The following is a 21103-nucleotide window of genomic DNA, read 5'->3' as shown; positions in this document are numbered from 1 at the left end:
ACCCGGCCATGACCCGGCCTTGGTCCACGCGCGTACGGACACGCACCGGAGGGAAGGGGTCCGCCACGAACGCGGTCTGGAGTCTGGTGGTCCCGCTGAAGCCCCTGGCGGTGGCCAAGAGCCGTCTCGCGGCGGCTGTGGGCGCGTCCCGTCCCGGGCTCGCCCTGGCGTTCGCGCAGGACACCGTGGCAGGGGCGCTGGCCTGCGCGGCAGTCGCGGATGTGGTGGTCGTCACGGACGACGCGGAGGCCGGTGCGGAACTGGCCCGGCTGGGCGCGCGGATTGTCCCGGACACCCCGGCCGCCGGGCTCAACGCGGCGCTGGACCACGGGGCGCGGGAGATCCGTGCGGCCCGGCCCGGGGCGGCGGTGGCCGCGATGAACGCGGATCTGCCCGCGCTGCGGCCGCCGGAATTGCTACGGGTGCTCGAAGCCGCATCCGCATTTCCCAGGGCATTTCTGGCGGATGCGGCGGGAATCGGTACGACCCTGCTTTCCGCTGCTCCGGACGTGGAATTGGCACCCTCGTTCGGGGGCCCGTCACGGGCCCGGCATTCGGCCTCGGGAGCTGCGGAAATAGCCCTTGCGGACGTCGAGAGCGTGCGCCGGGACGTGGACACGGCCGCGGACCTGCGGACGGCCCTCGCCCTCGGTGTGGGCCGTCACACGGCCCGATACAGTGCCGGTATGCAGGCGACCGCGTACACGTACGACTCCCAGACCCGCAGCGGCAGTGTGCTGCTGGACGACGGCACCCCGGTGCCCTTCGAGGCCCCGGCCTTCGACGCGGGCGGCCTGCGGCTGCTGCGCCCCGGGCAGCGGGTCCGGATCGAGACGGACGGCGAGGGGGCGGGGCTGCGGATCACCCTGATCACCCTGCAGACCTTCTGACGTTCTGCGCTGGTGACCTTCTGACCTTCTGACCTTCTGACCTGCACAGACAGCACCGCGGGCCGGCTTCCCCAGGAAGGGGAAGCCGGCCCGGCGTGTGTGACTCGTGGCCTTACTTCTTGCGGGCCGTGGTCTTCTTCGCGGTGGTCTTGCGCGCCGTCGCCTTCTTGGCGGGCGCCGTGGTCTTCGCGGTGGCCTTCTTGGCCGCCGGAGCCGTCTTCTTGGCCGTGGTGGCGGTCTTCTTCGCCGCCGCCGCCGTGGTCTTCTTCGCAGCCGCGGTGGTCTTCTTGGCCGCCGCCGCGGTCTTCTTCACCGCTGCGGTCTTGGCGACCACCTTCTTGGCGGTGGCGACCTTCTTGGCGGTGGTCTTCCTGGCGACCGCGGTCTTCGCCGCAGCCTTCTTGGCGGTGGTGGCCTTCTTGGCCACGGCCTTCTTGACCGTCGCGGAAGCTCCGCCGGAGAGGCTGCCCTTGGGTGCCTTCTTCACCGACACCTCGCCGCCCTTGGGCAGCTTCTTGGTGCCCGCGACCAGGTCCTTGAAGCCCTGACCCGCGCGGAAGCGGGGAACCGAGGTCTTCTTGACCCGGACGCGCTCACCCGTCTGCGGGTTGCGGGCGTAGCGGGCCGGGCGGTCGACCTTCTCGAACGAGCCGAAGCCCGTGACCGAGACCCGGTCGCCCGCGACCACAGCGCGGACCATCGCGTCCAGTACCGCGTCGACAGCGTCCGCGGCCTGCTGGCGGCCGCCCAGCTTGTCGGCAATCGCTTCTACGAGCTGCGCCTTGTTCACGTCTTCCCCTTCGGAGACTTCGCCAGAACGAATGTGTTCAAGCTTATTTCGCACGTTAGGCGGATATATACCGCAAATCAAACACGAAACGGGCTAATCACCCTAGTGCCGCAACGGTGTAGGTCGTTACGGAGTTCCTTCGCATCAGTCGCCTTCAGGGAATCGACCCTCGTCGAGGTCCTTCATCAACCTGTCCAGGCGCCTTGCCGCATCGGCGAGATCATGCTTCGCCGCGGCCGTGACGACCAACAGCTTCCGGGACAGCGCCATCCTTACGCCCTCCGGGACTTGCAGCGTGCGCACCCTTGTGTGTGCTTCTTTCAACCGGTCCGCGACGAGTTCGTAGAGCTCAAGTTGACTGTCGCGTTCCATGCACAGATTGTGCCATCTGGGGCGAGTTGTCGCCTCACGGGGCCTCAACACACGGCTGTGCCCCCCGCCGGAGGGCGGGGGGCACAGTGTTGTCGATGTGATCACCCAAGGGTGAATAAGCGCTGATCAGGCAGGAATCAGGCCCGAATCGTGCGCGGCTTGTAGCTCGGTCGGGCGCTTTCGTACGTGTCGATGTCCGCTTCGTTCTGAAGGGTGAGCGAGATGTCGTCCAGCCCCTCCAGCAGACGCCAGCGGGCGTTGTCGTCGAGTTCGAACTCCGCCTCGATTCCCGCCGCGCGGACCTGGCGTGCGACCAGGTCGACCGTGACCTCGGCGGTCGGGTCGGCCTCGGTCAGTTCCCACAGCCTGTCGACGGTCTCCTGCGGCAGGACCACCGTCAGCAGACCGTTCTTCAGCGAGTTGCCGCGGAAGATGTCGGCGAAGCGGGAGGAGATGACCGTCTTGAACCCGAAGTTCTGCAGGGCCCAGACGGCGTGCTCACGCGAGGATCCGGTGCCGAAGTCGGGGCCGGCGACCAGCACGGTCGCGCCCTGGCGCTCCGGGCGGTTCGTGATGAACTCGGGGTCCTTGCGCCAGGCCTCGAAGAGCCCGTCCTCGAACCCGTCGCGGGTGATCTTCTTCAGCCAGTGGGCCGGGATGATCTGGTCGGTGTCGACGTTGCTGCGGCGCAGCGGGACGGCCCGGCCGGTGTGGGTGGTGAAGGCTTCCATGGTTCTCAGACTCCGGCGGTCGCGTTGGCGTCGGACAGGTCGGCGGGCGAGGCGAGGTGGCCCAGCACCGCGGTGGCGGCGGCCACCTGCGGGGAGACCAGGTGGGTCCGCCCGCCCTTGCCCTGCCGGCCCTCGAAGTTGCGGTTGGAGGTGGACGCGGAGCGCTCACCGGGGGCCAGTTGGTCGGGGTTCATGCCCAGACACATCGAGCAGCCCGCGTGCCGCCATTCGGCGCCGGCCTCCTTGAAGACCTTGTCCAGGCCCTCCTCCACGGCCTGCAGGGCGACCCGGACGGAGCCCGGGACGACCAGCATCCGTACGCCGTCGGCGACTTTGCGGCCCTCGACGATGCCGGCGACGGCGCGCAGGTCCTCGATGCGGCCGTTGGTGCACGAACCTACGAAGACGGTGTCGACCTTGATGTCGCGCAGCGGCTGCCCGGCGGTCAACCCCATGTACTCCAGGGCCTTTTCGGCGGCGTGGCGCTCCGAAGCGTCCTCGTACGAAGCCGGGTCGGGGACGTTGGCCGACAGCGGTGCGCCCTGGCCGGGGTTGGTGCCCCAGGTGACGAACGGCGACAGCTCGGCGCCGTCGATGACGACCTCGGCGTCGAAGACCGCGCCCTCGTCGGTGCGCAGGGTCTTCCAGTACGCGACCGCCGCGTCCCAGTCCTCGCCCACGGGCGCGTGGTCGCGGCCCTCGAGATAGTCGAAGGTGGTCTGGTCGGGGGCGATCATGCCCGCGCGGGCGCCGGCCTCGATCGACATGTTGCAGATGGTCATGCGCGCTTCCATCGAGAGTTTCTCGATGGCCTCGCCGCGGTATTCCAGGATGTAGCCCTGGCCGCCGCCGGTGCCGATCCTGGCGATGATCGCCAGGATCAGGTCCTTGGCGGTGACGCCCTCGGCCAGCTCGCCGGTGACGGTGATGGCCATCGTCTTCGGGCGGGCCAGCGGCAGCGTCTGGGTGGCCAGCACGTGCTCGACCTGGCTGGTGCCGATGCCGAAGGCCAGCGCGCCGAAGGCGCCGTGCGTGGAGGTGTGGGAGTCACCGCAGACCACCGTGGTGCCCGGCTGGGTCAGGCCCAGCTGGGGTCCCACGACGTGGACGACACCCTGCTCGACATCGCCCAGGGAGTGCAGGCGTACGCCGAACTCGGCGCAGTTCTTGCGCAGCGTCTCCAGCTGGGCCCGGGAGACCGGGTCCGCGATCGGCTTGTCGATGTCGAGGGTGGGGGTGTTGTGGTCCTCGGTGGCGATGGTGAGGTCGAGCCGCCGGACCTTGCGGCCGGCCTGCCGCAGGCCCTCGAAGGCCTGGGGGCTGGTCACCTCGTGCAGCAGGTGCAGATCAATGAAGAGGAGGTCGGGCTCGCCTTCGGCGCGCCGGACGACATGGTCGTCCCAGACCTTCTCCGCGAGTGTCCTACCCATCGCTTTCCCTCCGGCCGGCCGGTTGTGCCGGCGCTTTATAGAGATCTGGTGCGCCTGATCGCCCGTACCCCACTCGCCGGACGACGGCTCGGACCCAGTGGTTCGTGGACCCGCACATACAGACTCGCTGGTTCTTGGAAAAATTGAACTTGCGTTTCACAGTGTGAGACGCGAATATCGTTTCATGGACAACTCTAGCGGCGTCGGCGTTCTCGACAAGGCAGCTCTGGTATTGAGCGCACTGGAGTCCGGTCCGGCCACCCTCGCCGGGCTGGTCGCGGCGACAGGGCTCGCACGACCCACGGCACATCGCCTGGCCGTGGCACTGGAACACCACCGGATGGTGGCGAGGGACATGCAGGGCCGGTTCATCCTCGGCCCGCGGCTGGCGGAGCTCGCCGCCGCGGCCGGCGAGGACCGCCTGCTGGCCACGGCGGGACCGGTACTCACCCACCTCCGTGACGTGACGGGCGAGAGCGCGCAGCTCTACCGGCGTCAGGGCGACATGCGCATCTGCGTGGCGGCCGCGGAGCGGCTGTCGGGCCTTCGGGACACCGTCCCGGTGGGCTCCACGCTCCCGATGAAGGCGGGCTCGGCCGCGCAGATCCTGATGGCCTGGGAGGAGCCCGAGCGGCTCCACCGCGGGCTGCAGGGCGCGCGCTTCACGGCGACGGCCCTGTCGGGCGTACGGCGCCGCGGCTGGGCGCAGTCGATCGGCGAGCGGGAGCCCGGCGTGGCGTCCGTCTCGGCGCCGGTGCGCGGGCCGTCGAACCGCGTGGTGGCCTCCGTGTCGGTCTCCGGGCCGATCGAGCGCCTGACCCGCCACCCGGGCCGGATGCACGCCCAGGCCGTCATCGACGCGGCCGCTCGCCTGACGGAGGCCCTGCGCCGCTCCGGCTGACCTCCCGACCCTCCCCACTCCCCCGGGCCCGGGGGCGCGTACGACGCCGCACACGTCCGAACACGCGCCTCCGGGCCCGCACTTGTACAGGGGCGGAGGGTGTACGGGAACAGCGAAGAGGCCCTCCGCGATGAACGCGGAGGGCCTCTTCTGTGCGTACCCCCGACCGGATTCGAACCGGCGCTACCGCCTTGAGAGGGCGGCGTGCTAGGCCGCTACACAACGGGGGCTTGCTCTGTACTGCGCTGGGCTACCAGGACTCGAACCTAGAACAAAGGAACCAGAAACCTTCGTGTTGCCAATTACACCATAGCCCAATGTGGTCTATACCAGACCAGTACCCCCGACCGGATTCGAACCGGCGCTACCGCCTTGAGAGGGCGGCGTGCTAGGCCGCTACACAACGGGGGCCCTAGCGATCCTGCATCAAGACGTCCGGGAGCTACCCAATGGAGATCTTGCGGGAAGGATCTGTACCCCCGACCGGATTCGAACCGGCGCTACCGCCTTGAGAGGGCGGCGTGCTAGGCCGCTACACAACGGGGGCAAAGCACTGCGTTACTACTGCACTGCGCTGGGGTACCAGGACTCGAACCTAGAATAAGGGAACCAGAAACCCTCGTGTTGCCAATTACACTATACCCCACCGAAAGTCAACCCCTTGGGGGGCTTTTCTTTCGAGTGGCGCCTCCGTCCGGCCTTTCGGCCCGCTCCGGCGGCGCAGAAAGAACATTACCGGATGCCTGACCGTGCTCCAAAACGGGTATCCGCTGCCAGCAGCTCCGGGAGCTGGGCGAGCCCGGCAATCCGGTGCACGCCGGCGGGGCCCGGCCCGCGACCGCCGTCCCGGTCGAGCCAGACCGCGGTCAGCCCGGCGTCGCGGGCGCCGCGCGCGTCGATCTCCGGCTGGTCCCCCACGTACGCCACATCGCCCGGCGGCAGCCCCAGCGCCTCGCAGGCGGCCAGGAAGGCCTCCGCCTCGGGCTTGCTGACGCCCAGTTCCGCGGCGCACACCAGCACTTCGAAGCGCCCGCGCAGTCCGAGGTGGCGCAGCTTGGGGTCCTGATTGACGGTGGAGGAGTTGGAGAGCACCCCGTGCCGGTAATCGTCCGCGAGGGCGTCCAGTACGGGCACGACGTCGGGGAACAGCGTCCAGGCGGCCTTGTAGTGCTCGACGTACCGGTCGAACCACCCGTCGGCCTCGGCTGCGCTCATCCCGGGCTCCCCGAGGAAGTCCCGCACCCGGTCCCGGCGCTGCTCCTGGAAGCTCACCTCACCGGCGGCGAAGCGGTCCCAGTGGCGGGTGGTGACCTCCCGCCACAGGGCGAGCGCCTCCGCGGGGGACCCGTACCGCTGCGCGAGGCCCTCCTCGGCGAGCCGGCGCGCGAGGCCGGCGCTGTCCGCCCCGGTGTAGTCGAACAGGGTGTCGTCGATGTCCCAGAGCACGGCGCGGATCGGCATGCCTGCGACGCTACGACATCACGGGGGCCTGTCCGTCGGGAACGACGAAGAAATCGGTGACGAAGCAGGTGACGGTGCCTGCGGCGTCCCTGCCGACCCAGGTCGGGTAGTGGCCGTCGCCGAAGCCGGAGGAGAAGGCGGCGAGATTGTGGCCGTTCTCCCCCTCGACGAGGTGGACGCTCGCGCGGTGTCCGGCGGCCTCGAAGGCGTCCCAGAGCGGTCCTTCGTCCCCCTCGCAGTCGGGGAAGGAGTCGTCGGCCGCGGCGTCGTAGAAGGAGCCGGTGCCCGCGTCGACGCCGTAGCCGAAGAACCCGTCCTCGCCGAGCTCCGCGGGGTCCTGGCCGTCCTTCACGGCGAGCTCCCAGGTCACCGCAGGAGTGTCGGTGATCACCAGGCGGGCGGCGGCCACCCGCAAGTGCGGGTCGGCGGCCGGGGCCTCGCCGGGCTCGGTCAGCGTGGCCATGGCCACCTCGACCCGGTAGCGGCCCGGAGCCGCCTCGGCGGTGAACGGCGACACGTAGCCGCCGCCCAGGCCGATGAAGGGGTCGCAGGCCACCACCCGGCCGGTGGGCAGCCACAGCTCGCCCCCGTCGACGACCGAGAGCGTCCCGGTGGGGCCCTCCTCGTAGGAGAACGTGCTGCCCGGCGTGAAGAACCAGGAGAAGTCGGGGGCGGCGATCGGCACGGCAGGGCCTTCCATACGGGTTTTCGAGTACGGGAGGACCTTAGCGATCTCCGCTGACAACGCATCGGGGGGCGGCAGCCGGGGAATCCGGCTGCCGCCCCCCGAGGGACGTACTGGGCGGTGCCTACGCGGCGAGCTTGGCCAGGGCCGCGTCGATGCGGGACAGCGAGCGCTCCTTGCCCAGGATCTGCAGGGACTCGAAGAGCGGCAGGCCGACGGTGCGGCCGGTGACGGCCACGCGGACCGGGGCCTGGGCCTTGCCGAGCTTGAGGCCGTGGGCCTCGCCGGCGGTCAGGACGGCCTGCTTGAGGGACTCGGGGTCGCTCCAGTCGGCCGCGTCCAGGTGCGCGCGGGCGGTGGTCAGCAGGGCCGCCGGCTCGCCCTTCATCGCCTTGTCCCAGGACGCCTGGTCCTCGACCGGCTCCTTGCGGAAGAGGAAGTCGACGTTGGCGGTGATGTCCGACAGGACGGTCACGCGGGTCTGGGCGTACGGCGCGATGGCCGCCCAGGCCTCCGCGTCGAAGTCCGCCGGCTCCCAGTTGGCGTGCGGGGCCTGCAGCCACGGGGCGCAGGCGTCCGCGAAGGCCTTCGGGTCCAGCAGGCGGATGTGGTCGGCGTTGATCGACTCGGCCTTCTTGATGTCGAAGCGCGCCGGGTTGGCGTTCACGTCCGGGATGTCGAACTTCGCCACCATCTCCTCGATCGAGAAGATGTCCTGGTCCTTGGAGAAGGACCAGCCGAGGAGCGAGAGGTAGTTCAGCAGGCCCTCGGGGAGGAAGCCGCGCTCGCGGTACAGGTTGAGCGAGCTCTCCGGGTCGCGCTTGGAGAGCTTCTTGTTGCCCTCGCCCATGACGTACGGCAGGTGACCGAACTCCGGGACGCCGGTGGCGACCCCGAGCTCGATCAGCGCCTTGTACAGCGCGATCTGGCGCGGGGTGGAGGACAGCAGGTCCTCGCCGCGCAGCACGTGGGTGATCTGCATCAGCGCGTCGTCGACCGGGTTGACCAGCGTGTACAGCGGTGCGCCGTTGGCCCGCAGGATGCCGAAGTCCGACACGTTCTCCGGGGTGAAGGTCAGCTCGCCGCGGACCAGGTCGGTGAAGGTGATCGGCTCGTCGGGCATCCGGAAGCGGACGATCGAGGAGCGGTGCTCGCCCTGGAACGCCTCCAGCTGCACACGGGTCAGCTCGCGGCAGTGGCCGTCGTAGCCGGAGGGCTTGCCGGCGGCGCGGGCGGCGGCGCGGCGCGCGTCCAGCTCCTCGGTGGTGCAGTAGCAGTCGTACGCGTAGCCGCCGTCGCGCAGGCGCTGGGCGACGTCCGCGTAGATCTCCATGCGCTGCGACTGGCGGTACGGGGCGTGCGGGCCGCCCACCTCGGGGCCCTCGTCCCAGGTGAAGCCGAGCCAGCGCAGCGAGTCGAGCAGCTGGTCGTACGACTCCTCGGAGTCGCGGGCCGCGTCGGTGTCCTCGATGCGGAAGACGAACGTACCGCCGTGGTGGCGGGCGAACGCCCAGTTGAAGAGGGCGGTCCGGACCAGGCCCACGTGGGGGTTGCCGGTCGGGGAGGGACAGAAACGTACGCGGACGTTCGCGTTAGCCACGCTTGATCACCTTGTTGGTGAGAGTGCCGATGCCTTCGATGGTGACGGCGACCTCGTCGCCGACGTTGAGGGGGCCGACTCCGGCCGGGGTCCCCGTGAGGATGACGTCGCCGGGGAGCAGTGTCATGGCCTCGGTGATGTGGACGATCAGGTCCTCGATGGAGCGGACCATGTCGCTGGTGCGGCCGAGCTGGCGCTGTTCGCCGTTGACGGTGCACTGGATGGTCAGGTCGCTCGGGTCGAGGTCGGTCTCGATCCAGGGGCCGAGGGGGCAGGAGCTGTCGAAGCCCTTGGCCCGGGCCCACTGCTTCTCGCGCTGCTGGACATCGCGCGCGGTGACGTCGTTGGCGCAGGTGTAGCCGAGGATCACGTCCTTGACGCGCTCCTTCGGGACCTCTCGGCACATGCGGCCGATGACCACGGCGAGTTCCGCCTCGTGGTGGAGGTCCTGGGAAAAGGAGGGGTACGCGATCGGGTCGCCCGGGCCGACCACCGAGGTGGAGGGCTTGAAGAAGGTGATCGGCGCCTCAGGACGGCCTTGATCGTCAAAGATGGCGTTGCCGAGCTCTGCCGCGTGCTCCGCGTAGTTGCGGCCGATGGCCACGACCTTGTTCGGGAGCACGGGCGGCAGCAGCCGGACCTTGCTCAGCGGGACCTTCGTGCCGGAGAGCTCGAAGTCCGCGAACGGAATGCCCTTGATGATGTCGAGGACGAGCTCACCCTCGGCGCCGGGGGCAGTGCTGCCCTCGACCGCGCCGAACGCGACATTGCCGTCGATGGAGAACCTGGCGATGCGCACGTGTTGCGTCTGCCCCTCTGTATTTCCGCTGGCTGGAGTCTGCGTCCCCAGGCTAACGGGCGGGCAGCGGCGCTTCGCGCTCCTTTTCCCGAGTGGCCTACTGGGCGGCGGCGACCGGCGCGTCCATCAGGATCGTGCGGCGCGGGTTCGCGGTCTGGGAGGGCAGCTCGACGGCGTGCTCCGGAGCCTCGGTCGCCTGCAGCTCCTCGGCGTCCTTGAGGTGCGCGAGGGTGGTGCGGCGGGGGTTGGCTATGTTGCGGAACATCATCGTCGTCTTCACGGTGTCTCGGGCCCTCGGCTCGGTTGTGGGGTGGGGGGTTGTCGGATCCGTCAACCCTGTAAAGGGCAAGGCTAAACATCCGATTCCCCGGCTCAACCGGGAAGTAATGGCCACGACCGTGTGAGTTTGCTCACCCGCGACCGGGCAATACCGGCATAATGGACAGCTAATTTCGGGCGGCGAAACGGACATTGCGCCACTGAATCAGCCATTCCGCTCCTGATCATCTCGACTGGGACACCTTGCCAGCCACCGCGTTTGGATGGCGTAAGTCCGATTCATCCCGAAAGGCGGACCACATCGCGTAGCCCTCCCGTCACGTGCCGTCACCGATCTTCCGGGCCGACACGCGCACCTTGTTGGAGATCCGCCACTGTGCTGGAATTCGCGGGACCGCCGCGGGAAACAGCCGGCGCGCAGGTGGCGCGACAACAGCGTCGCGCGCGGCGGCAAGGAGAGGGAGACGCGCCGGTCACCGACGACCACCATGGGGCCGAAATGCCCCACGACTCGACACCGTCCCACCGGTCGCCCGGCGGGACGCCTGGTCCAGAGGTTGCGACGCTAGTGCAGGGACGATTCAAGAGGGATGGCAGCGCTGCGGCGGAGCAGGAGCCGCGCGGCGGGACCGACCGTGGCTCCTCGCCCCAGCACGCCCAGAACCGCGGGCCGGCTGTCGAAGGCGCAGGCTCCGACTCCTCCACCACGGTGAAGGCGAAGGCACGCCTCAAGCCCCGGGGCAAGGCGAAGAGCGAAGAGCCGGCGGACAAGGACGCGGCGATACCGAAGGCCCCTAGCGGGCCCGGTTCGCGCCTCGCCATGCACAACTGGCGCATCAGCACGCGACTCGTGTCGCTGCTGACCCTGCCCGTCGTCGCCGCCACCACGCTCGGTGGCTTCCGTATCAACGACTCCCTCAACGACATCGCGCAGCTGGAGCACATGCAGCTGCTGACGACGATGACCCGGCAGGCCACCAACCTGGCCGCCATGCTCCAGGAGGAGCGGGACAAGTCGGCGGGTCCGCTGTCGGCCGCGCTCAAGGAGGAGCGGGACAAGGGGGCTCCGCAGTCGGCCAAGCCCAACAGCCTCGTCCAGGGTGTCCGCGACCAGACCGACGCCGCAGCCAAAGCCTTCGCCGCCGCGACCGACAAGGTCGACAGCGCGGAGGACAAGGACGAGACCCTCAAGTCGATCCGCAACAACATCCTGCAGATCGGCCGCCAGCTCACCGGCATCGAGGAAATCCGCAAGAACGCGTACCGGAACAGCGCCCAGCAGACCGTCACCGAGTACAACGCGCTGATCGTCTCCCTGCTCTCGCTCTCCCAGGACATGGCGCAGGCCACCTCCAGCCCGGAGATGATCAAGCGTACGCGCGCCCTGGCGGCCTTCTCCTCCGCCAAGGAGTACGCCTCGATCCAGCGCGCCGTCATCGCCGCCTCCCTCCCCGACAGCGGCGAACGCGTCGGCACGCTCTCCGAGAACGACCGCCTGTACGCCCTCGCCGCGCTCCGCGGCGAGAGCCAGGCGAAGAAGACCTTCGAACTCGTCTACCAGGGCAAGCCCGAGGAACTCCTCGCGGTGCTCGGCGACGGCAACGCGGAGATCGGCAAGGCCGACCACTACACCCGCCGCGTCCTGTCGACCCAGGGGCAGTTCGCCAAGGAGACGCAGTACCGCTCCTGGCTGGACTGGTACGACGCGGACGACACCAAAGTCCAGGCGATGAAGCAGATCGAGCTGACCCTGCTCGAGGACATGGAGCAGAAGGCCCGCGAGCTCAAGAACTCCTCGCAGCAGGACGCCATCATCAACGGTGCCCTGATCCTCCTCGTCCTCGGTGTCTCCCTCGTCGGTGCCTTCGTCATGGCGCGGTCGATGATCCGCTCGCTGCGCCGCCTGCAGGACACCGCGACCCGGGTCGCCCAGGACCGACTGCCCGAGCTCGTCAAGCAGCTGTCCGAGTCCGACCCGCAGGACGTGGACACGTCCGTGGAGTCGGTCGGTCTGCACACCCGCGACGAGATCGGCCAGGTGGCCGCGGCCTTCGACGACGTGCACCGCGAGGCCGTCCGCCTCGCCGCCGAGCAGGCCCTCCTCCGGGGCAACGTCAACGCGATGTTCACCAACCTCTCGCGCCGCTCGCAGGGTCTCATCCAGCGCCAGCTCTCGCTCATCTCCGAGCTCGAGTCGCGCGAGGCCGACCCGGACCAGCTGTCCTCGCTCTTCAAGCTCGACCACCTCGCGACCCGTATGCGCCGTAACGGCGAAAACCTCCTCGTCCTCGCGGGCGAGGAGCCGGGCCGCCGGTGGACCCGCCCCGTCCCGCTCGTCGACGTGCTCCGCGCCGCCGCGTCCGAGGTGGAGCAGTACGAGCGCATCGAACTCGCGTCGGTGCCCGGCACCGACGTCGCCGGCCGCGTCGTCAACGACCTCGTACACCTCCTCGCAGAGCTGCTGGAGAACGCCACCTCGTTCTCCTCCCCGCAGACCAAGGTCAAGGTCACCGGTCACGCGCTGCCCGACGGCCGCGTGCTCGTCGAGATCCACGACACCGGCATCGGCCTCTCCCCCGAGGACCTCGCCGCGATCAACGAGCGCCTCGCGTCGCCGCCGACCGTGGACGTCTCCGTCTCCCGCCGCATGGGCCTGTTCGTGGTCGGCCGCCTGTCCCTGCGACACGGCATCCGCATCCAGCTGCGCCCGTCCGACTCGGGCGGCACGACGGCCCTCGTCATGCTCCCGGTGGACGTCGCCCAGGGCGGCAAGAAGCCGGGTCCGATGCCGGGCCAGGGCGGTCCCGGTGGTCCGGGCTCCGGCGGTCAGCAGGGCATGCCGGGTGCTTCCGCACAGGGCTCCGTCCCGGGCGGCGGCGCACGCCAGCCCATGGGTGCCGGCCCGCAGCGCGGCCAGGTCTCCGGCGGCGGCCAGCGTGCCGCGCTGCCGGGACGCGACGGCGGCCCCGGTCCGCAGGGCCTGCAGGGCGGTCCCGGCGCGCGTCCGCAGCAGGGCGCGCCCGGCGGGCGTCCGCAGGGCATGCCGGGCGCTCCGACCGGCCAGGGCCAGGGTGCCTTCGGCGGCGGTGCTCCGCTGCCCGGCCGCGGTCCGGCCGGCGGTCCCCTGTCCCGTCCGATGCCCACGGCCTCCGGCCAGGCCGGATTCCCGCAGGGCAACGGCTTCGAGCGGCCGCAGCAGCCCGCCCCGACGGGCCCGGTCCCCTCGGCGCAGGCACCCGCCGCCCCGGCTCCGCGCGGCGGCCGGCCGCAGCTGCCGCCGCGCGGTGGCGCCTCCCGTCCGGAGCTTCCGGGTGCGGGCGGCGGCCCCGCCGGGATCCCGCAGACCACCAGCTGGGGCGCCGACCCGGCGCGCGGCGGCGGCCAGGAGGTCCCGCGCGGCCACGACGAGCTCTCGGGCCCCGGTTCGACGGCCGAGTTCCCCCGTCCGGACTTCAACGCCCCGCGTCCGCCGGCCGGCAACAGCACCACCGGCCAGTTCGAGCGTCCCGACATGCGGGCCCCGCTGCCCACGGCCGGCCAGAACATGTCCACCACCGGGCAGTTCGAGCGCCCGGAGCTGCACGGTCCGGCGGACCCGTCCGCCACCGGCCAGTTCGCCCGGCCGGACTACCAGGCCCCGCGGCCCGGCGGCCCCGGTGTCGGCGGATTCGCCCAGCAGCAGGCCCAGGCCCCGCAGCTGCCGCAGGCTCCCCAGCCGGAGGCGCTGCCGCCGGCCCCGAGCCTCGGCAACGAGCGCAGCCCGATCTTCGACACGCTGGAGTCGAACTGGTTCCACCAGGAGGGCCAGCAGTCCTCCGGTCAGGCACCGGCCGCACCCCAGCAGCCGCAGCAGTCGGCTCCGGCTTCCCAGCAGCGCCCGCAGCAGCCGCTGCCGCAGCGCGGCCAGGAGCACGCGGCCGATCCCGCCCAGGCGGCGACCGGCAGCTCGCCGACCGTCAGCTGGCGGTCCTCGCCGAACGACGAGCTGATGCGGCAGGCCGAGCGCGTGCGCCAGCCCGCCGCCGGCGGCATCACCACCTCGGGGCTGCCCCGCCGGGTACCGCGGGCGAACCTCGTGGCCGGCACCGCGCAGCAGCAGGCCGACGCACAGTCGGGCCCGCAGGTCTCGCGAGCACCGGACGACGTCCGCGGCCGTCTGACCAACCTCCGACGGGGTATCCAGCAGGGCCGTCAGGCCGGCAACAACGGCCCGGCGACCGGCAGTCACCACATCGACCCCACTTACCAGCAGGAGCGTTAGTTGAGTTCGATGAGCCAGGCGGCACAGAACCTGAACTGGTTGATCACCAACTTCGTGGACAACACCCCCGGGGTGTCCCACACGGTGGTGGTCTCCGCCGACGGCCTCCTTCTGGCGATGTCCGAAGGCTTTCCCCGGGACCGCGCCGATCAGCTGGCGGCCGTGGCCTCCGGTCTGACGTCGCTGACCGCAGGAGCCTCCCGCATCTTCGAGGGCGGCGCCGTCAACCAGACCGTGGTCGAGATGGACCGGGGATTCCTCTTCCTCATGTCCGTCTCGGACGGATCCTCGCTGGCCGTTCTCGCGCACCCCGAGTGCGACATCGGCCTCGTGGGCTACGAGATGGCCCTCCTCGTGGACCGAGCGGGCAGCGTCCTCACCCCGGACCTGCGCGCGGAGCTACAGGGAAGCCTGCTCATCTGACGCCACATCTCCCGGCCGGACGGTACTTCCGGCCGGGGGACCGGGGCACCAGCCCCGGAACCCAGTACCACCGCCAGGCCGTCATCCCGTCCCCCCACCGGCCGCCCCGTCAGACGGCACGCTGACCACTGCTGTCCAGCCCGGAGGATCAATGACCCCGCCCCCCGCCTACTCCGATGCGTACGGCGATTCGTCGTACTCGGAAGGCGACCAGCCGCTCGTTCGCCCGTACGCGATGACCGGCGGACGGACCCGGCCGCGCTACCAGCTCGCCATCGAGGCGCTGGTCAGCACCACGGCCGATCCGATGCACCTGTCCGGCCTGCTTCCCGAGCACCAGCGCATCTGCACGCTGTGCCGCGAGGTCAAGTCGGTCGCGGAGGTCTCCGCACTGCTGTCGATGCCGCTCGGTGTCGCCCGGATCCTCGTCGCCGACCTGGCCGAGGCCGGAATGGTGGCCATCCACCAGCCGGGCAATGGAGAGGCCGGCGGCACGCCGGATGTAACGCTGCTCGAAAGGGTGCTCAGTGGACTTCGCAAGCTCTAATGGCGGAACCGCCCGCTCCACCACCTCCGCGAAGATCGTGGTGGCGGGCGGGTTCGGCGTGGGCAAGACCACGTTCGTCGGGGCCGTCTCGGAGATCAATCCGCTGCGCACCGAAGCCGTCATGACGTCCGCGTCCGCCGGCATCGACGATCTGACCCACACCGGGGACAAGACGACCACCACGGTCGCCATGGACTTCGGCCGCATCACCCTGGACCAGGACCTGATCCTGTACCTCTTCGGTACCCCCGGTCAGGACCGCTTCTGGTTCATGTGGGACGACCTCGTCCGTGGTGCCATCGGTGCGATCGTGCTCGTCGACACCCGCCGGCTCGCCGACTGCTTCCCGGCGGTCGACTACTTCGAGAACAGCGGGCTGCCGTTCGTCGTGGCCCTCAACGGCTTCGAGGGACACCAGCCTTACACCCCGGAGGAAGTCCGCGAGGCCCTGCAGATCGGCCCGGACGCTCCGATCATCACCACCGACGCCCGCCACCGGGCGGACGCCAAGAGCGCGCTCATCACGCTGGTCGAGCACGCCCTCATGGCCCGACTCAAGTAACACGACGCGAGTCACGCGGCTCAAGAGGCACCACTCAAGTACCACGGGTTCTTCACAACGTGAGAGAGGCGGGCTGTGTCCTACGACACGGCCCGCCTTCTCGGTTCATAACGTTTCGACAGTGAATTGCCCCCAGTCGGACACAGGGTGCGGTCGGTCGGTGCCGCTGCGCTCACAACAGGCTCCCCTTTAGCCGCAGCTCGCTCTTTATGTCCGGTTTATGCGTGCCATAAGGTTCTGGGAATGGCTGGTTCCAACTGTTTGGAACACGGCCGTTAACCGTGCTGGAATTCAACTAACTAGCTAGTAGCACCGCCGAGAGGTTGTTGGTCGAGTGAGGCGAAGCAACTCGAGCCCCGCGGATGAACCCGCGCGTGGCAACTTCACCCCGCCGCAGCGCGCGGGCACGTCGCCCGTCGACGTACCCGTCGACCCGCCGGCGAAGAGCGGCAGCACCAGCAGGTTCTCGCCCCGCAACTGGCGCGTGCCGACCAAGCTGAACGCCATCCTGCTCGTCCCCGTCCTCGTCGGACTGGTCATGGGCGGCTTCCAGGTGAAGGGCTCCGTCGACAGCTGGAACGAGGCCAAGGACGCCGAGAAGACGGCCCGCATCGTCCAGGCGGCAGCCGAATACGGCCAGGCCCTGCTCAACGAGCGCGACCTCACGGCCGAGCCGCTCCTCAAGGGCGACGTCAACAACGCGAACGTCGCGAAGGCCCGCGCCGCCACGGACACGGCCAAGGCCAAGTTCGCCGAGGCCGCCAAGAACCTCCCGGACAACCAGAGCCTCGCGCGCCGCCTGGAGCTCTTCCGGCAGGAGGAGCCCAAGCTCGCGGCCATCCGGCAGACGGCCTACACCGCGCAGGAGACGGACCGGAAGAACCCGCCCAGCGCGCTCGGCCCCATCCCGACCGAAGAGGGGTACGTGCTGATCCAGCACTACCTCATGACGTTCTCCAACGAACTCGGCCTGGGCACCGGCAACGTGACCAGCTACGGCCGCATGGTCTACGCGGTCGAGCTGGCCAAGGCCGCCAATTCGCTCCAGCGCTCGGTCGGCACCCACCTGCTGGTCCGCCCCAACGAGAACGAACAGGTCCGCAAGGCCCAGCTCGTCGCCTTCTCCTCGTACGCCTACCTCGAGGACATCGCCATCGGCGAGTACGTCGCGGCCGGTACCGAGGACGACGTGAACCGCCTCAAGGAGGTCATGGGCAAGAAGTCGCAGGAGGGTGCCGCCAAGCTCGCGCTGGCCAAGCAGCAGGCCGAGCAGGCCGGCACCGTCTTCAAGGCTCCGCCCCAGGGGGCCGACCACTCCGTGCTCACCGGCATGACCGAGGCGATAGCCAGCGGCACCGACAAGACCAAGCTCGCCGCCTCCGGGACCACGCCGCAGGCCTGGCAGGCCGCGGCCACCGCCAAGTTCGAGGGCTACGCCGAGGTCGAGAACGACCTCCTCGCCAAGGCCGTCAACGACTCCGTCGCGGTCTCCGACTCGGCCCGCAACGACGCCATCTGGACCGGCGCCATCGTGGTCGTGGCCCTGCTCGCCGCCTTCATCCTGGCCGGCATGATGGCCCGCCAGATGAGCCGCTCGATGCGCCGGCTGCGGTCCGCCGCCTTCGACGTCGCCGAGCAGCGCCTGCCGATGCTCGTCGACCAGCTCTCGCGCACCGACCCGGGCAAGGTCGACACCCGTGTCGCGCCGATCCCGATCAATTCCCAGGACGAGATCGGCGAGGTCGCCCGCGCCTTCGACCAGGTCCACCGGGAAGCGGTCCGGCTCGCCGCCGAGCAGGCGCTCCTGCGAGGGAACGTCAACGCGATCTTCACGAACCTCTCGATACGCAACCAGTCGCTGATCGAGGGCCAGCTGACCCTCATCACCGACCTGGAGAACAACGAGGCCGACCCGGACCAGCTGGAGAACCTCTTCCGCCTGGACCACCTGGCCACCCGTATGCGCCGCAACGGCGAGAACCTCCTCATCCTCGCGGGTGAGGAGCCGGGCCGCCGCTGGGACCAGCCGGTCCCCCTCGTCGACGTCCTGCGCGCCGCCTCCTCCGAGGTGGAGCAGTACGAGCGCATCGAGCTCTCGGGCGTCTCCGAGGCCGAGATCCACGGCCAGGCCGTGACCGACCTCGTGCACCTGCTCGCCGAGCTCCTGGAGAACGCCACCACGTTCTCCTCCCCGCAGACCAAGGTCCGCGTCAACGCCACGCGTCTGCCCGACGGCCGCGTCATGGTCGAGATCCACGACAAGGGCATCGGCCTCACCGCCGAGGACTTCGCGGACATCAACCACAAGCTGGCCAACCCGCCGACCGTGGACGCCGCGATCTCCCAGCGCATGGGCCTCTTCGTGGTCGGCCGGCTGGCGGACCGCCACAACATCCGGGTCCAGCTGCGCCCCTCGGGCGAGGCGGCCGGCACCACGTCGCTGGTCATGCTGCCCGACGCGATCACCCACGGTGGTGGTGGCGAGGGGATCCCGGACGACGACTTCACCGTCTCGTCGATGATCCCGCAGCAGCCGGCGCAGCAGAGCGTCCCGATGCGCACGGCCGCCGAGCTCGGCTTCGACGACTCCAGGTACGACGTCAGAGGGGTCGACAACCACGGCGGCGACGGCACCGGGCTGGACCCGGTAGGCCGCTCCCTGGCCCACCAGGAGCGCCGGGCCGCGCTCGAGGCCCAGGTGGGCTACGGGCAGGAGCAGCAGGCCGAGTACTCCGAACAGGAGTATGCGGAACCCCAGCCGGAGCACGGGTACCAGCAGTACCAGGACTACGAGCAGCAGCCCGAGCAGGGTTACGACACCGCGTACGATTCCCGGCAGGTCCACGGATCCCAGCAGGGCTACGAGGCGTACCCGCAGCAGGACTACGCCTATCCGGAGGCCGGCTACCAGGATGGGCAGCAGGGCACCCAGGCGTACGACGGCGGCTACGAATCCCAGTCCCAGCAGGCCGAGTGGCCCGAGCAGAACACGTTCTCCGGCGGCTACCAGCAGGGATACGGGACCGAATCGGAACCCCCGGCCGCTCCCGAACCCGCGCCGGAGCGCGTAGGCTTCGACCGTCCGGGCGCCGCTGCCGACACCGGCCACGAAGTGACCGGAGCGGGCCTGCCGCGCCGCGGCAGCCAGCAGCAGTGGCAGCCGGCACGGAAGGAAGCGGAGTCCACCGGATCCCTCTTCGAGCAGCGGCCGCAGCGACAGCAGCAGCCCGCCGCCCCGGAGCGGGACGAGGAAGGCAGCAACGCCTGGCGCTCGAACAACGACGAGCGCTGGCAGCAGGCCGCCAAACTCCGTGAGCCGAAGGCGGGCGGGGTCACCCCGTCCGGTCTCCCTCGGCGCGTGCCCAAGGCCAACCTGGTCGAGGGTGCGGCGGAGACGACCCCGCAGGGCGGCCCCCAGGTCTCCCGCGCACCGGAGGACGTCCGTGGCAGGTTGAGCAACCTGCGGCGCGGTGTCCAGCAAGGACGCAGCGCGGGTTCTGAGCAGTCAAGTAACAGCTATGACCAGGAGCGTTAGTGTGAGCCCGATGAGCCAGGCGGCACAGAACCTGAACTGGTTGATCACCAACTTCGTGGACAACACCCCCGGGGTGTCCCACACGGTGGTGGTCTCCGCCGACGGCCTTCTTCTGGCGATGTCCGACGGATTCCCGCGCGACCGCGCCGATCAGCTGGCGGCCGTGGCCTCCGGTCTGACGTCGCTGACCGCAGGAGCCTCCCGCATCTTCGAGGGCGGCGCCGTCAACCAGACCGTGGTCGAGATGGACCGGGGATTCCTCTTCCTCATGTCCGTCTCGGACGGATCCTCGCTCGCGGTGCTCGCGCACCCCGAGTGCGACATCGGCCTCGTGGGCTACGAGATGGCCCTCCTCGTGGACCGAGCAGGCAGTGTCCTCACTCCGGAACTGCGCTCGGAGCTGCAGGGAAGTCTTCTCAACTAGCAAACAGGCAGTGCGTTTCGCGTCATCGCACCATAGGGTGCGGTGGCGCGGTTCCACAGGGAGTACTGCGTTCTTGGAGTCGGAGGAGGAAACGTGACAACACCCGGAGGTCATCCTTATGGCGGCGCGCAGCAGCCGCAGGGTGGGCAGCACGACCAGAACCGCTTCAACTTCCCCTCCGCTCCCAGCCGGCCCGCGCCGGAGCACAATCCCTACCAGCAGCAGCCGTACGGCCAGCCCCAGCAGGTCCAGCCGCCTCACCGGCAGTCGCAGCAGCCCCGCCGGGGTTCGCAGCAGCAGGCCCCCAAGGCCCACAACCCGCTGGTGCGCCCGTACGCAATGACCGGCGGCCGTACCCGGCCGCGCTACCAGCTCGCCATCGAGGCGCTGGTCAGTACCACGGCCGATCCCGCGCGGCTGCAAGGGCAGTTGCCCGAGCACCAGCGCATCTGCCGTCTGTGCCAGGAGATCAAATCCGTCGCGGAGATCTCGGCACTTCTCTCCATTCCTCTTGGTGTCGCCCGCATCCTCGTCGCCGACCTGGCGGAGGCGGGCCTTGTCGCCATTCACCAGCCCGGCGGCGACGAGTCTGCCGGTGGCCAGCCAGATGTGACACTGCTCGAAAGGGTGCTCAGTGGACTTCGCAAGCTCTAACGGCGGAGCGGCTCGCTCTACCACCTCCGCGAAGATCGTGGTGGCGGGCGGCTTCGGCGTGGGCAAGACCACGTTCGTCGGCGCGGTCTCCGAGATCAACCCGCTGCGCACCGAAGCCGTCATGACGTCCGCGTCCGCCGGCATCGACGATCTGACCCACACCGGGGACAAGACGACCACCACGGTCGCCATGGACTTCGGCCGCATCACCCTGGACCAGGACCTGATCCTGTACCTCTTCGGTACTCCCGGTCAGGACCGCTTCTGGTTCATGTGGGACGACCTCGTCCGCGGCGCCATCGGCGCCGTCGTCCTCGTCGACACCCGCCGGCTCGCCGACTGCTTCCCCGCGGTCGACTACTTCGAGAACAGCGGGCTGCCGTTCGTCATCGCCCTCAACGGCTTCGACGGGCACCAGCCCTACACCCCGGAGGAAGTCCGCGAGGCCCTGCAGATCGGCCCGGACGCTCCGATCATCACCACCGACGCCCGCCACCGCGCGGACGCCAAGAGCGCGCTCATCACGCTCGTCGAGCACGCCCTCATGGCCCGACTGCGGTAGGCGCCACGAGGCAGCCCCTCTCTGTCCGGAACGCCGGGACCCGTCACGGGTCCCGGCGTTCCGGTTTCAACGGCCCGAGGTGGGCCATGAGCGCGGCGCCGGACGATCCGGGCTGCGTCGTACCTCCACGGCTGCAGAACGGCCGACGGCCGCCTCACCGGTTGCGGACTTCGATCCCTGCGGGGATCGGGGTCCGC

Annotated in this window: 18 protein-coding genes, 5 tRNA genes and 1 pseudogene; 10 read left to right on the top strand and 14 right to left on the bottom strand. The window is 69.8% G+C overall.

Annotated features, from left to right (window positions below):
• Positions 1 to 83 precede the first annotated feature (83 nt).
• Positions 84 to 683, top strand: a pseudogene (cofC, locus tag AB0I68_RS20100) (2-phospho-L-lactate guanylyltransferase); the annotation flags it as partial.
• Positions 684 to 1002: 319 nt separating this feature from the next.
• Here the strand turns inward: cofC and AB0I68_RS20095 are convergent.
• From AB0I68_RS20095 to leuC, 4 genes are all read right to left on the bottom strand, one after another.
• A complete protein-coding gene (locus AB0I68_RS20095) occupies positions 1003 to 1680 on the bottom strand; it encodes an HU family DNA-binding protein (protein ID WP_363178678.1) in 678 nt (225 codons plus the stop codon).
• Positions 1681 to 1824: 144 nt separating this feature from the next.
• A complete protein-coding gene (locus tag AB0I68_RS20090) occupies positions 1825 to 2052 on the bottom strand; it encodes a hypothetical protein (RefSeq protein WP_008739877.1) in 228 nt (75 codons plus the stop codon).
• Between the two features lie 137 nt (positions 2053 to 2189).
• The gene (leuD, locus tag AB0I68_RS20085) at positions 2190 to 2783 is read right to left on the bottom strand and encodes a 3-isopropylmalate dehydratase small subunit (protein WP_363178676.1); all 594 of its coding nucleotides are present in this window, start codon (positions 2781 to 2783) and stop codon (positions 2190 to 2192) included.
• Between the two features lie 5 nt (positions 2784 to 2788).
• Positions 2789 to 4213: a 3-isopropylmalate dehydratase large subunit gene (gene leuC / locus AB0I68_RS20080; protein ID WP_363178675.1), complete on the bottom strand. Its 1425-nt coding sequence runs from the start codon at positions 4211 to 4213 to the stop codon at positions 2789 to 2791.
• Between the two features lie 184 nt (positions 4214 to 4397).
• Here leuC and ndgR point away from each other — a divergent pair, with 184 nt between their 5' ends.
• Positions 4398 to 5114 carry an IclR family transcriptional regulator NdgR gene (ndgR, locus tag AB0I68_RS20075; protein WP_007266782.1) on the top strand — a complete coding sequence of 239 codons (717 nt, stop codon included), beginning with the start codon at positions 4398 to 4400 and terminating at the stop codon, positions 5112 to 5114.
• Positions 5115 to 5271: 157 nt separating this feature from the next.
• Here the strand turns inward: ndgR and AB0I68_RS20070 are convergent.
• The 10 genes from AB0I68_RS20070 to AB0I68_RS20025 all read right to left on the bottom strand — a co-directional run bounded on the left by AB0I68_RS20070 (position 5272) and on the right by AB0I68_RS20025 (position 9939).
• A tRNA-Glu gene (locus AB0I68_RS20070) sits at positions 5272 to 5344 on the bottom strand.
• Between the two features lie 15 nt (positions 5345 to 5359).
• Positions 5360 to 5431 (bottom strand) — tRNA-Gln (locus AB0I68_RS20065).
• Positions 5432 to 5452: 21 nt separating this feature from the next.
• Positions 5453 to 5525, bottom strand: a tRNA-Glu gene (locus tag AB0I68_RS20060).
• 63 nt (positions 5526 to 5588) lie between these two features.
• A tRNA-Glu gene (locus AB0I68_RS20055) sits at positions 5589 to 5661 on the bottom strand.
• A 27-nt stretch (positions 5662 to 5688) separates the two neighbouring features.
• A tRNA-Gln gene (locus AB0I68_RS20050) sits at positions 5689 to 5760 on the bottom strand.
• Positions 5761 to 5846: 86 nt separating this feature from the next.
• The gene (locus AB0I68_RS20045) at positions 5847 to 6575 is read right to left on the bottom strand and encodes an HAD family hydrolase (RefSeq protein WP_363178674.1); all 729 of its coding nucleotides are present in this window, start codon (positions 6573 to 6575) and stop codon (positions 5847 to 5849) included.
• A 10-nt stretch (positions 6576 to 6585) separates the two neighbouring features.
• Positions 6586 to 7260 carry a DUF4241 domain-containing protein gene (locus AB0I68_RS20040; protein ID WP_363178673.1) on the bottom strand — a complete coding sequence of 225 codons (675 nt, stop codon included), beginning with the start codon at positions 7258 to 7260 and terminating at the stop codon, positions 6586 to 6588.
• 124 nt (positions 7261 to 7384) lie between these two features.
• Positions 7385 to 8860 carry a glutamate--tRNA ligase gene (gene gltX, locus AB0I68_RS20035; protein ID WP_363178672.1) on the bottom strand — a complete coding sequence of 492 codons (1476 nt, stop codon included), beginning with the start codon at positions 8858 to 8860 and terminating at the stop codon, positions 7385 to 7387.
• On the bottom strand, positions 8853 to 9659 hold the full coding sequence (locus AB0I68_RS20030) for a fumarylacetoacetate hydrolase family protein (protein ID WP_363178671.1): 807 nt from the start codon (positions 9657 to 9659) through the stop codon (positions 8853 to 8855). The genes gltX and AB0I68_RS20030 overlap by 8 nt, the downstream gene beginning before the upstream one ends.
• A gap of 97 nt (positions 9660 to 9756) precedes the next feature.
• Complete coding sequence (locus AB0I68_RS20025; RefSeq protein ID WP_363178670.1) at positions 9757 to 9939, bottom strand: hypothetical protein; 183 nt, start codon at positions 9937 to 9939, stop codon at positions 9757 to 9759.
• 567 nt (positions 9940 to 10506) lie between these two features.
• On the opposite strand from AB0I68_RS20025, the gene AB0I68_RS20020 reads away from it, so the two are divergent.
• From AB0I68_RS20020 to AB0I68_RS19985, 8 genes are all read left to right on the top strand, one after another.
• A complete protein-coding gene (locus tag AB0I68_RS20020; RefSeq protein WP_363178669.1) occupies positions 10507 to 14199 on the top strand; it encodes a nitrate- and nitrite sensing domain-containing protein in 3693 nt (1230 codons plus the stop codon).
• Between the two features lie 9 nt (positions 14200 to 14208).
• On the top strand, positions 14209 to 14622 hold the full coding sequence (locus AB0I68_RS20015; RefSeq protein WP_008739864.1) for a roadblock/LC7 domain-containing protein: 414 nt from the start codon (positions 14209 to 14211) through the stop codon (positions 14620 to 14622).
• A 151-nt stretch (positions 14623 to 14773) separates the two neighbouring features.
• Positions 14774 to 15169 (top strand): DUF742 domain-containing protein, encoded by a 396-nt coding sequence (locus AB0I68_RS20010; RefSeq protein WP_030162861.1) that lies wholly within the window; start codon positions 14774 to 14776, stop codon positions 15167 to 15169.
• A complete protein-coding gene (locus AB0I68_RS20005) occupies positions 15150 to 15731 on the top strand; it encodes an ATP/GTP-binding protein (protein ID WP_048475966.1) in 582 nt (193 codons plus the stop codon). Before AB0I68_RS20010 ends, AB0I68_RS20005 begins: the two co-directional genes overlap by 20 nt.
• Positions 15732 to 16065: 334 nt before the next feature.
• Positions 16066 to 19266 (top strand): nitrate- and nitrite sensing domain-containing protein, encoded by a 3201-nt coding sequence (locus tag AB0I68_RS20000; protein WP_363178668.1) that lies wholly within the window; start codon positions 16066 to 16068, stop codon positions 19264 to 19266.
• 10 nt (positions 19267 to 19276) lie between these two features.
• Positions 19277 to 19690 carry a roadblock/LC7 domain-containing protein gene (locus AB0I68_RS19995; protein ID WP_008739857.1) on the top strand — a complete coding sequence of 138 codons (414 nt, stop codon included), beginning with the start codon at positions 19277 to 19279 and terminating at the stop codon, positions 19688 to 19690.
• Positions 19691 to 19783: 93 nt separating this feature from the next.
• Complete coding sequence (locus tag AB0I68_RS19990) at positions 19784 to 20344, top strand: DUF742 domain-containing protein (protein ID WP_363178667.1); 561 nt, start codon at positions 19784 to 19786, stop codon at positions 20342 to 20344.
• Positions 20325 to 20906, top strand: coding sequence for an ATP/GTP-binding protein (locus tag AB0I68_RS19985; RefSeq protein ID WP_037792108.1), 582 nt, complete (start codon positions 20325 to 20327; stop codon positions 20904 to 20906). Before AB0I68_RS19990 ends, AB0I68_RS19985 begins: the two co-directional genes overlap by 20 nt.
• Positions 20907 to 21103: the final 197 nt, after the last annotated feature.

This window comes from Streptomyces sp. NPDC050448 (assembly GCF_040655295.1).
GTDB lineage: Bacteria > Actinomycetota > Actinomycetes > Streptomycetales > Streptomycetaceae > Streptomyces.
Note: the sequence above shows the minus strand (reverse complement) of the source record. Positions and strands in the feature narration are given on the sequence as shown.